Genomic DNA, 11,719 nt, shown 5'->3' with positions numbered 1-11,719 from the left:
CTCGAAGCCGCCGTGCATTACCGCGAACGCCCGCGGGAGGGCGTCGCGGCGGCCGGCGCCGCCGGGGTTGCGCCGGCGCTCGGCTTCGATACGCTGCTGTCGTTCCGCAAGGAGCTGCTGCTCGGCGGCGCGCCGATCGCGGAAGACGAGTGGCGGCGTCTTACGGAGCGCGAAGCGCAGCTGCTGTTCCGCGACGGACGGTGGTTTCGTATCCGAGCGGCGGACCGGCGCGCGGGCGCTCGATTTTTCCGGGAGGCGCTCGAGGGCGAGACGACGGCGTCGGAGGCGCTCCGGACGGCCCTGACGGCCGAAGCGGCCGGCGCGGCCGAGCCGGAGACCGGGGCGGGGCGCGCCGGGGCGGTACCCCTGCGGCGCTGGTCCGGCGGGGAACGGCTGGAGCGGCTCGTCGCCGGGCTTCGCCGCGCGGCCGCCGGCGACGGCGGCCCGGCGGAACCGCTGCCGACGCCGCCGCAGCTTCGCGGCGAGCTGCGCGATTATCAGGCGCGCGGTTTCTCGTGGCTCGTGCGCATGCGCGAGCTCGGGCTCGGCGCGTGCCTCGCCGACGATATGGGGCTCGGGAAGACGATCCAATGGATCGCCTACGCGCTGCACGTCGTACATGCGGCGGCGCCTTACAAGACCGGAAAGCCGCTGCTCCTCATTTGCCCGACGTCCGTGCTCGGCAATTGGCAGCGGGAGTTGGAGCGGTTCGCTCCGACGCTGCGCGTATACTTTCATTACGGGCCCGAACGGCTGCACGGCGAAGCGTTCCGCGCGGCGGCCGCCGAAGCGGACATCGTGCTGACGTCCTATTCGACGGCGCTGCGGGACCGCAAGCCGCTCGGCGGCACGGCGTGGGACGCCGTCACGCTGGACGAGGCGCAGTACGTTAAAAATTCGGGCGCGCAGCTGACGCGGTTCGTCCGAACGCTGCCGTCCGTCCATCGGATCGCGCTGACGGGGACGCCGGTCGAAAACCGGCTGTCGGATTTGTGGTCCATTTTCGAATATTTGAATCCGGGTTATCTCGGCGGCGAGCGGAGCTTCCGCAAGACGTTCGGCGACGGAACGGAGGGAGAGGCGGCGTCGACGGCGGCGAAGCGGCTGCACGCGCTCGTGCGTCCGTTCCTGCTGCGCCGCATGAAGACGGATCCGACCGTCATCGGCGACCTGCCGGAGAAGATCGAGCAGACGTCCTACTGCGGCATGACGGAACGGCAGGCGGCGATGTACGCAGCGACGCTCGAGCGAATGGCGGAGCAGCTTCGGCATGCGGAGGGCATTCGACGGCGGGGCGTCATTCTGTCGACACTGACGCGGTTAAAGCAAATTTGCAACGCGCCGGAGCAAGCGCTGCGGGAGCGTACGCTCCGCGCCGGGTCGTCCGGGAAACTGCTGCGGCTCGAGGAGCTGCTGCGGGAATCGCTCGACGAAGCGGACGGGCGCTGCATCGTGTTTACGCAATACGCCGCGATGGCGACGCTGCTGCAGTCTTATCTTGCGGCCGCGCTCGATTGCGAGGTGGGCCTCATGATCGGCAAAACGCCGCGCAAGGATCGGGAGACGCTCGTCGCGCGGTTTCAAGAGGCGAAGGACGGCCCGCGGATTCTCGTGTTGTCGCTGAAGACCGGGGGCTTCGGCCTGAACCTGACCCGGGCGAACCGGTTGATTCACTACGACCGCTGGTGGAATCCGGCGGCGGAGCGGCAAGCGACGGACCGCGCGTACCGGATCGGCCAGACGCGCACCGTGGAGGTGTGGAAGCTGGTGACGAAGGGAACGCTGGAGGAGTCCATCGAGAGGCTGCTGGAAAGCAAGGAGCGGCTGGCGGAAGACGTCGTCGGCGCCGGCGAGACGTGGCTGACGGAGTACGACGACGAACGGCTCCAGGATTTGCTGGCGCTGCGCAGGCAGGTCGTGCTCGCGGAGGAAGACGCATGAGCATACGCACGCGAAGCTGTGTAAGAACGCGAACGCGCATAACGGCACGAAAGACGCGAAGACGAGTCTCTCCAATAAAGGGGCGAAAGGGATGGCGGCGGAGCTGCACGATTTTCAGATGGAACACGGCCGGATAACGGGCGCGCCGCCGGCCGGCCGGGACGCGCGGGAGCCGGTCGCTTATTGGGAGGTACCCCGGGCGCCGTCGGCGATGCGGGAGCGTCTCGTGGGCGAGCTGGCGGCGGATCCGCTGTTGGACGGCCGCTGGCGGGCGGGGCTCGCGTCGGAAAGCGAACGGGAGCGCCTCGGCGCGAACGCGCGCGACTGGCGCTCCGGCTGCGATTGCGGCGGGCGGCAGCCGTGCCGGCATGCGCAATCGTTGCTGTTTCGGTTCCGCCAAGCGGCGAAGCGCGACCCTTGGCTGTGGTGGGAGGCGGCGGGCGCGAGCCGGGAAGCGCTGCAGGCGGCCGTTCGCGAAGCGCGGGCCGCGCTCGTCGGCGCAGGAAGCCGGGCAGTCGCGGACGACGAGGACGCGGCGCTGGAAGCTCGTGCTCGCGCGTTGGCGGCGGCCGCGGGCGAAGGACGGACGCCTTGGATGCTGCGCCGGATGAGCGATCCGGCGTTTTGGAATCGGGACGTGACGTTCGCGGACTGGCTTCGGCCGATCGCGGACGCCGTAGAAGCGAAGGAGGAGCAAGATGACGAGAGCGACCGCGCGGTGGATTCGCACGTTAGTGAACGCCCATAAACAGTCGTCTTTCCAAGACAAGATCGCCGCGATGCGCGCGGAGCCGAACCCGTATTACTTGCTGGAGTGGCTCGTCGTGCCCGAGGCCGACGGCGACGACGCGTTCTGGAGCGCGTGGGAAGGGGAGCGGACGCCCGGCGCGGAGCGAGGAAGCCTTGTCGGCATCGAAGCTTGCTTTCGGGAACAGCTGCCGGTGGAGCTGCTCGTCGGCGCGCCGATCGCGGAGGAAGACGCGGCGCTGCTCGCGACGGCGTTCGCCGATCTTGCCGCGTCGTACGGCGCCGAACGTTGGGCGGCGGGCGTTCGCGGGCTTGCGGAGCGGCTCGAGGGCGCCGTCGACCGGTACGGCGCCTACGTCGACGCGCTCCGCGAGGAGACGGCGAAGCTGCAGCGCGAGCTCGAGGCGCAGCTTGAGGCGTTGAAGGCCGAGGCGGCGGAATACGAGGAGGGCGACTTCGACCTCGAGGCGGAGCGGCGGGCCGCGCAAGCGAAGGCGGAGCGCAAGAAGCAGGACCTCCCCGCCAAGACGCTCCACCGCCTGTTTCCGCAGGACGCGCTGGTGAGCGTCTTGGCGACGGGCGGCCTCGCGAAGCCGGCCGAGCGCGCCCGCGCCGCCGCGGAGCGGCTGCTCGGGGCGTCCGCGCATCCGGCGCGCGACTGGGCGGCGGCGCTCGACCGCGGCGACGGCGACGCGCTGCGGGACGGCGCCGGCGAGGCGCGCGAGAGCGTCGCCTCGGCGTGGCTCGCCGCGTACATGAGCCGCAGCGAGCTGACGCGCGCATGGCTGCCGATCGAAGAGCGGCAGCGCGCGGCGCTGCGGTGGATCGCCGCGGCGGACCGCGCCGGTCCTTGGCTCGACGCCGCCTTCCGCGCGACGGGCTGGGAAGGGAGGCTCGCCGAACCGGAATTCGCGGGCAAGCCGCTGTACCGATTCGTATGGCATGCGCTGAACGACGAGGAACGGAGGAAGCGGCTGCGGGAGGAGCTCATCCTCCAGCATTGGGCCGTATTCGCCGAGCGGTTCCATGCCGGCGGCGGAGACGGCACCGCCGCCGCCTCGACCGCCGGGGACGACGGGGCGTTCGAGGGGAACGCTTGGGTGTTCTTGCTCGACCCGGAGAACGTGCAGCAGCGCCTGCTCCGCGGCCGCAAAGAGAACGCGGAGTCGTTCATTCGAACGCTTTGTCAGCTATACGCGGAGGGCATCCGCCGCGGACTCGACGTTCGCATCGTCGTATCGCTGTACGCCTATTTGGCCAAACATGATAGAGAAGCGTTCTATTCGTTCGTCCACGGCGCGAAGTCGATCGACGCGGCGCTGCCGCTCATGGAGCTGCCGCCGGCGGAGCTGGCGCAGCTGTTCCGCGGCGACGGCGTTCGGCAGCAGGCGGCGCGAAAGCATTTGCTGCAGCTGTTTTTCGCGTATCTCGAGAGCGAGCCGGCCGCGGGGACGGCGTCGTCGGAGCCGATGCAGCGGTTCGCTTCGATTCTTTCCGCGGATAAGCGGGCGGCAGTCGTCGGCTGGCTGCACCGCCACGAGCGCGACTGGCGCGAGTGGGTCGGCGCGGCGCAGGAGCGGGCGTTCACCAAGCTGCTGCGCTTCCGATGGCTCGGGACGGCCGCGGAGCCGACGGAGCAGCATCGCACCGTGCAGCAATGGCTGCAGCGGCACAGCGACTGGGTGCAGTTCGAGACGGACGCGCCGAACGTAGAAGGGGAAGGCGTCACGTACGCGATTCTGCGTCCCGGCGCGATCGACGCCGATACCGGCGAGGTGCTCGCGAGGGCGACGGTTCGCGCGGAATGGTCGGACCGGACGCAAATCGGCCGGCTGCTGGACGATTTAAAATCGCTGTAACCACACGTAAGGAATCTAGCAAGGCAGAGACGATCGGAGGTTGTGCGCATGGATCCGCTATTGATCGGTATAGACTTCGGCACGACGAACAGCTCGGTGGCCGTATTGGACCCGGTCGAAAACCGGGTGCACATGAGACGTCTGGACGAGGGGGAGACCCCCAACTTGATTCGGACGATATTAACGAAGGGCCACGACGGCGACTGGCTGATCGGCAACCAAGCGGCGGCGCTCGGCAAACTGCGCGACCGTTCGGTGCTCTCGCTTAAGACGGAGCTTCGGCGGTCGCCCGACTTCCGGCTGCGCGTCGACGGCGAGGAGATCCCGCTCGTCGACTGCATCTCGCGTTTTCTGAAGGAATTGCTGGAGACGGCGGGCGTGTCCGACCCCGAAGACATCGACCGGCTCGCACTCAGCGTGCCCGTCAACTACGACGACCGCCGCAAGTCGATCATGGAGCAGGCGGCCGCGAAGCTCGGCGTCGATCCGACGCGCATTTGGTTCCTCGACGAGCCGGTGTCGGTGCTGTGGGATTGCCGCATCATCCCGGCGCGCTACGCGCTCGTGTTCGACTTCGGCGGCGGGACGCTCGACATGGCGATTATGGATAAAGAGGCGTCCGAGAAGCACCGGCAGGCGATCGTGCATCACCCGTATTTCGATCCGGACGATAACGAGAGCAATCGATACCACGGCAAGGTCGTGACGAAGCTCGGCCTCGATCTCGGGGGCGACGATCTCGACGACTGCATCGTCAAGCTGTTCGTGCAGCGCGGCAAAGCGCAAAACAATCCGGTATGCGAATCGATCGCGCTCGAGCTGTTCGAGGACCCGGAGCGGCTGCACAAGCTGAAGTCGCACCCGCAATACACGTTCTACCATCAGCTGAAGGCGACCGCCGAGCAAGTAAAGCGCCGCCTCTCGAGCGAGCCGTCCGTAACGGTGGATATCCCGCCGCTGATGCCGGGCGTCGATCAAGGCATTCGGGACGTGACGATCACCGCGGAGCAGTTTTACCTGGCGACCGAGCGGCCGCGCGAGACGCTGATGGCGGGACTGCAGGAGCTGACCAAGCGGTTCCACGAAGCGACGCGCCTCACCCGTCGGGAGATCGGGGCGGTGCTGCTTTCCGGCGGGAGCAGCCTGGTGCCTTTCGTGCCGGACGTGCTGGAGGAGTTGTTCCCGAACGCCCGGATCGTCTGGGACGAGGAGCATTTGCAGACGCGTATCGCGCGCGGCAACGCCCGGTACACCCGGAGCGAGGACGAATGGATCGTCGGGGATCTCGTGAACGCCTCGATCGGCATCTACAATCACGCGGGCAAGGAGACGATCGAAATTATCGCCGCGGACGATACGTATCCGATCAAGAAGCAAAAGCGCGTCGCGACGACGAAGCCGAACCAAACGAAAATCGAGATCGCTCCGATGGTGAAAGCGCAGGGAAGCGACCGCTACGAGCCGCTGCAGAAGTACGGCCGCCCGATCCTGTTCCGCATGAACATTCGCCCGCATCCGGGGACGCACGACGTGAACCGGCTGACGATTACGTATGCGATCGACAAGTCCCAGCGGCTGCGCGTATCCGCCTACGACAACTTGTTCAAGTCGGAAGTCGGCGTCGAGGAGCTCGAGCTCGCCGATTCCGGCTGGAACGTGAGGCTGGATCGATAACGACCGATTCCGAGAGGAGGCGCTACCATGACCGACCCGCGATCCCACGGCGGAGCCCCGCCGGCCTACGACCGCGAATACACCTTAGGGCTTTTGAAAAGGCTGCTGAACACGCCGAGTCCGACCGGCTTTACGCACGACATTATGGCGCTGCTCGATGCGGAAGCCGCTCGCCTCGGCTATCGCATGGAACGCATCGCCAAGGGCGGCGGCGTCGTGACCGTCCGCGGCACGGCGCCGGACGCGCCGGGACTCGCCGTCAGCGCTCACGTCGACACGCTCGGCGCGATGGTGCGCTCCGCGAACGCGGACGGGACGCTTCGGCTGTCCATCGTCGGCGGGTATATGATGCAATCGATCGAAAACGAATACTGCCTCGTTCACACCCGCGGCGGCGCCGTTTATTCCGGCACGATCCTGCCGGCGAAGCCGTCCGTGCACGTATACGAGGACGCAAGGGACCAAAAGCGGGAGGAATCGAACTACGTCGTCCGTCTCGACGAGGCCGTCTCGAGCAAGGACGACGTCGGGCGGCTCGGCATCGGCGCAGGCGATTACATCTCCTTCGATCCGCGCGCCGTCTTCCTCGACAACGGCTATATCAAGTCGCGCCATCTCGACGACAAGGCGGGCGTCGCCGCCGTCTTCGCGCTGCTCGAGGCGATGTCCCGCACGGGCACGCGGCCGAGGCGGGACGTTACGATTCTGATTTCGAACTACGAGGAGATCGGGCACGGCTCCTCGTACGTGCCCGGCGGCGCCGAAGAGCTGCTCGCCGTCGACATGGGCGCGATCGGCGACGATCTCGGCTGTACGGAGCGCGACGTTTCCATTTGCGCGAAGGATTCGACCGGTCCGTACGATTACGGGATGACGAACCGGCTGATCGCGCACGCGAAGCGGCTCGGCCTTACGTACGCCGTCGATATTTATCCCCGGTACGGCTCGGACGCTTCCGCCGCGCTTCGCGGCGGGCAAAACGTGCGCGCGGCGCTCATCGGTCCCGGCGTGCACGCTTCGCACGGGATGGAGCGGACGCACGAGGACGCCATCCGGCAAACCTACATGCTGCTGGCCGCTTACGCGCTGGAATAAGGGCGGCAAGAGCGATGAGCGCAGGGATGCCGGAGATCGACGAGAAGACGCTGCTCCGGCGGCGGTGGAGCGACGAAGGGCCATACGCGGTTTATTTCTATACGCCGTGGTGCGGGACATGCAAGATCGGCGAACGCATGCTCGACGTCGTGCTGGCGATGGAGCCCGGACGTAAAATTTATAAGGCCAACGTCAATTTTATGCCGACGATCGTGCCGGAGTGGAAGATCGAGAGCGTGCCCGCGCTCGTCTTCGTCGCGGAGAAGCGGGTCGTCGAGAAGCTGTATACGATGCGGTCGGTGGAGCATGTGCTAAAGCGCATCCGGGAGCGGCTCGATTGAGGCGGGGACGCCTTTTCTTCATTGGAAACCGGGTGGTATAATGGCTGTAATTTTGGCGACTCCGGGTCGGGAAAGCAGGACTTATGGCGACTCATATTATTACGGACGGCAGCTCGGATTTGCCGGAAGCGCTTCGCGCGGCTTGGGACATCCGGGTCGTGCCGCTGGGCGTGCGCTTCGGGGAAGAGCAATTCGACTCCACGATGAAGCACAGCGAGTTTTACGACAGGATGCGGGCGTCCGACGCGCTGCCCCAGACGAGCAGCCCGTCGCCGCATGCGTTCATGGAGGCGTACCGGCAGGTGCCGGAGGGCGACGACATTCTCGTCCTCGCGCTGTCCTCGCAGGTGAGCTCGACCTATCAGCACGCGATGCTCGCGAGGGAGATGCTTCGCGAGGAGCGGTCGGGCGGGGGGGAGATCGAGGTGATCGACTCCCGAACGGCGTCCATGGGACTCGGAGGCATCGCGTATAAGGCCGCGAAGCTGGCGAAATCGGGCGTTCCGTTCGCGGTCGTCGCGCAGGAGGCGCGGCGGCTCGTACGGGAGACGCGTACGCACTTCGTGCTCGACACGCTAGAGAACGTCATTAGAGGCGGACGGCTGGACAAGATGCGCGGCGCGGTCGCCTCGATGCTGAATATTAAGCTGCTGATGCACGCGAACGAGCAAGGCGCGATCGAGGTGCTCGAGAAGGCCAGGGGCTCGGCGAACGCCGTTCGGCGGCTCGTCGATCGCATCGAGGACGCGAAGGGCGAGACGGCCGGACAGCTGCTCGCCGTCGCGCACAGCCGCTGCGAGGAACGGGCGGAGGCGCTCGTTCGCGCGATCTTGGAGCGGTTTCCGTTCGCCGAGGTCGTCGTGTCCGATATGGGACCGGTCATCGGCACGTATGCGGGCGAGGGCGGGTTGTTGATTTCGTACGAGAGGAGTTGACGATACGATGAATGTCGGCGATTTGGTCGTTGCGCCGTACAAGAGCGGCGTCTACGTCGGGGAGCTGATCCAGCTCGACCGGCCGAAGGCGAAGGTGCGCATGCTGGCGGTGCTCCGTCACCCGACGCAGGGAGATTTGCATCACCCGATGCAGGCGGACGTGGCGTTCTTTCACGAGCGCCGCGCGCTCGCGTTCCGGGAGGTGGCGAACGTCTTTGCGTCGGAGCTTGTTCCCTACGACGGGGCGGAGGCGCCGGATTACCGGGCTTCGCTCGCGGCCGCGCTCGAGGCGGAGCGGGAGGCGATGGCGGAACGCGGAGACGCTTTCGGCCAGCGCGCCGTAGAGTCGCTGGAGAGGCTCCGGCGGGATTATTTCGGCGCATAGCAAGCGGGAACGGAAAAACCTCCTCCGCAAACGGCGACGTCCCGGTAACCGGCGTATCGGCGTTCGCGGAAGAGGTTTTTCTCGTTGGCATTCGTCGAACGGCTAGCGGCGTTCCGCGATGCGGCGCTCGAACTCCTCGCGGATCGCCGCGAGCTTCGCCGGGGAGGAAGCGCAGGCGTAAGCGGCCGACGCCAACGCTTTCGCGCCGAGCAGCATGCCGTCGAAGGCGCGGTCGCGCATCGCGGCGTCGCGGAACTCGATCGTATGCAAGGCGTACTTCTCGTCGACCACTTGCACGTACGGATGGGCGGCGGGGCATTGCAGCGAGACGTTGCCGAGATCGAGGGAGCCGTGGTCGTTCCCCCGCTGAATCGACGTCTCCGGCACGCCGAGGGCGACGAGCGCTTCGGTGAACGCGTCGGACAGCGTCTCGTTCGTCAGCAGCTCGTCATAGGAAAACTCATAATTGGAAATGTCTAAAGTACAGCCTGTCGCGAGCGCCGCTCCTTCCGCGCAGCGCCGCACCTTGCGAACGAGCTCGTCGGTGTACGCCCGCGTCGCGGCGCGAACGTAGAAATCGGCGCACGCATAATCCGGGATGACGTTAGGCGCCTTGCCTCCGTTCGTAATAACGCCGTGAATGCGCGCGTCGTCCCGGGTTTGCTGACGCAGCGCGTTGATCGCGTTGAACAGCTGCAGCACGCCGTCGAGCGCGTTGACGCCGTCCTCCGGGTTCGCCGCGGCGTGCGCCGACTTCCCGCGAAATTCGAAGCGCAGCGCGTCCATCGCCATGGACGAGCCGGACCGCTCGTACGCGTAATACGGATGTGCCATCAGCGCGAAGCTGCAATCGCGGAACATGCCGGCTTCGGCCATGAGCACTTTCGCGCCCTTCGTTTCCTCGGCCGGCGTTCCGTACACGCGAATCTCGCCGCCGAAGCCGTCGGCCGCCGCCGCGAGACCGACGGCCGCCGCGACGCTCATCGAACAGATCAGATGGTGGCCGCAAGCGTGTCCGATATCCGGGAGGGCGTCGTATTCCGCGAGGAAGGCGACGACAGGCCCGGGCTTGCCGGTATCGTAAGAAGCGACGAACGCGGTCGGCAGGCCGAGCGGGTGGCGCTCGATCGCGAACCCGAAACTTTCCAGCGCCTCGGTGAGCGTCTCGAACGCGAAAAACTCTTCGTTGCCGAGCTCGGGGCGCGCGCCGATCGCGGCGGCGATGCGGCGAATGCGTGGCGCGATATCGTCGATGCGGGCGTGTATGGCGGTAGTCATGGAGCAGCAGCCTTCCTTTCGCGAAAACAAGTGTGGTTACCGATGCGCGAAGCGCATTTTCTCCCAGGATTATAGCATATTCCATCGCCGGATACTCGCGGCGGGGGAAGGCGCGGGCGGGGCGCGGCGAGCGGCAACATTGGACAAAACCGTCCGGATGTGAGAAATTATAGCTTGGGAACGAACTATAGGAGGATTGAATGATGTCAGAGCATGAGAAAGCCGGAACCGACCGCGTCGGCTCGGCAGGGGGCAAAGGGAAAGTCATTCTGCCGTGGGTGCTGTTCGCGGCGACGGCGATCGGATTCGGTACGTATGCGGCGGTTCAGGCGAACGAGCCGGACGTGACGACGGGCAACGTCGGCGAAGAGGCCGTTGCGACGGTCGACGACGAGAAAATAACGGCGAACGAATTGTACCAGCTGATGCTGAAGCAAGTCGGCCCGCAAGCGGTCGACCAACTGATCGTCGAGCGGCTCGTCAACCGCGAAGCGGCGAAGCAAAACATTCAAGTGACCGACGAGGAGCTGAACGCGGAGGTCGAGAAGATCAAAGCGAACTTCCCGGACGAAGCGACGTTCAACCAGCAGCTCGCCGCGGCGGGCTACACCGTCGAATCGCTGAAGGAGCAGATGAAGCCGCAGGTGCAGTTGACGAAGCTCGTCGAGCCCCAGATCGAAGTAACGGATGAGGAGCTTCAGACGTATTACGACGAAAACAAGGCGCAATACGAGACAGGGGAGCAAGTGAAGGCTTCTCATATTCTCGTAGAGACGAAAGAAGAAGCCGAGGCGATTCTCGCCGAGCTGAAGGGCGGCGCGGATTTCGCGGAGCAGGCGAAGGAGCATTCCAAAGACGGCAGCGCGGCTTCGGGCGGCGACTTGGGCTATTTCGGCCGCGGCGCGATGGTAGCGCCGTTCGAGGAAGCGGCGTTCGCGCTCGAGATCGGTGAAATCAGCGACATCGTGGAATCGGAATTCGGCTTCCATATCATCAAGCTGACCGATAAGAAGGCGGCTACGACGGCTACGTTCGAAGAGAAGAAGGAAGAAATTCGCGAGACGCTGTTCGACACCAAAGTCAACGAGCGGATATCGGCGTACGTCGAAGAGCTGAAGACGGCCGCGAAGATCGAGAACGCTCTGGAGAAGGAAACCGAAGAAGCGGCTTCCTAAGTCCGACGTTCGCAGCAACCGAGTCGACGCCCCGTGCGTCGGCTCTTTTTATTTGGAATCATCGGTCGAATGTCTTATGCGTCCTCGCGAAGCGGGGCGGTATTTGGAAGGCGCGGGGACGCGTCTTCCTTTTCTATTGTAAAGGCGGGCATGGTATAATGAGGGAGTTTCGATAACGGGGGTCATGATTCGGGGAAAGGCGGGAGTTCGATGTCCCTTCGGGAGCGACAGGTCGTACCGGGCGAGCTGCTGGAGTGACGCATCGAGGAGGTGCGCGAGCTGGAGGCGT

Annotated in this window: 10 protein-coding genes; 9 read left to right on the top strand and 1 reads right to left on the bottom strand. The window is 65.8% G+C overall.

The window, feature by feature from the left end:
• The 8 genes from VEZ38_RS03145 to kapB all read left to right on the top strand — a co-directional run.
• The coding region (locus tag VEZ38_RS03145) for a DEAD/DEAH box helicase (protein WP_324891881.1) at nt 1–1,941 on the top strand (1,941 nt) is incomplete at its 5' end.
• A 91-nt stretch (nt 1,942–2,032) separates the two neighbouring features.
• On the top strand, nt 2,033–2,689 hold the full coding sequence (locus VEZ38_RS03140) for a hypothetical protein (RefSeq protein ID WP_324891879.1): 657 nt from the start codon (nt 2,033–2,035) through the stop codon (nt 2,687–2,689).
• Nucleotides 2,640–4,547 carry an OmpH family outer membrane protein gene (locus tag VEZ38_RS03135; protein ID WP_324891877.1) on the top strand — a complete coding sequence of 636 codons (1,908 nt, stop codon included), beginning with the start codon at nt 2,640–2,642 and terminating at the stop codon, nt 4,545–4,547. Before VEZ38_RS03140 ends, VEZ38_RS03135 begins: the two co-directional genes overlap by 50 nt.
• Nucleotides 4,548–4,595: 48 nt before the next feature.
• The gene (locus VEZ38_RS03130; protein WP_324891875.1) at nt 4,596–6,221 is read left to right on the top strand and encodes an Hsp70 family protein; all 1,626 of its coding nucleotides are present in this window, start codon (nt 4,596–4,598) and stop codon (nt 6,219–6,221) included.
• A 27-nt stretch (nt 6,222–6,248) separates the two neighbouring features.
• Nucleotides 6,249–7,316 carry a M42 family metallopeptidase gene (locus VEZ38_RS03125; protein ID WP_324891873.1) on the top strand — a complete coding sequence of 356 codons (1,068 nt, stop codon included), beginning with the start codon at nt 6,249–6,251 and terminating at the stop codon, nt 7,314–7,316.
• Between the two features lie 14 nt (nt 7,317–7,330).
• Complete coding sequence (locus VEZ38_RS03120) at nt 7,331–7,657, top strand: thioredoxin family protein (protein WP_324891871.1); 327 nt, start codon at nt 7,331–7,333, stop codon at nt 7,655–7,657.
• 83 nt (nt 7,658–7,740) lie between these two features.
• The gene (locus tag VEZ38_RS03115) at nt 7,741–8,592 is read left to right on the top strand and encodes a DegV family protein (RefSeq protein WP_324891869.1); all 852 of its coding nucleotides are present in this window, start codon (nt 7,741–7,743) and stop codon (nt 8,590–8,592) included.
• Nucleotides 8,593–8,599: 7 nt separating this feature from the next.
• Entirely contained in the window at nt 8,600–8,977 is a 378-nt protein-coding gene (gene kapB, locus VEZ38_RS03110) for a sporulation phosphorelay system protein KapB (RefSeq protein ID WP_324891867.1), read from the top strand.
• A 102-nt stretch (nt 8,978–9,079) separates the two neighbouring features.
• Here the strand turns inward: kapB and VEZ38_RS03105 are convergent, their stop codons facing one another.
• Entirely contained in the window at nt 9,080–10,255 is a 1,176-nt protein-coding gene (locus VEZ38_RS03105) for a M20 family metallopeptidase (protein ID WP_324891866.1), read from the bottom strand.
• Between the two features lie 203 nt (nt 10,256–10,458).
• Between VEZ38_RS03105 and VEZ38_RS03100 the strand changes: the two genes are divergently transcribed.
• On the top strand, nt 10,459–11,430 hold the full coding sequence (locus VEZ38_RS03100; RefSeq protein WP_324891864.1) for a peptidylprolyl isomerase: 972 nt from the start codon (nt 10,459–10,461) through the stop codon (nt 11,428–11,430).
• Nucleotides 11,431–11,719: the final 289 nt, after the last annotated feature.

The organism is Paenibacillus sp., from assembly GCF_035645235.1.
GTDB lineage: Bacteria > Bacillota > Bacilli > Paenibacillales > YIM-B00363 > Paenibacillus_AE.
The sequence above is the reverse complement of the archived record's forward strand: the minus strand, read 5'-3'. Positions and strand labels throughout refer to the sequence as shown.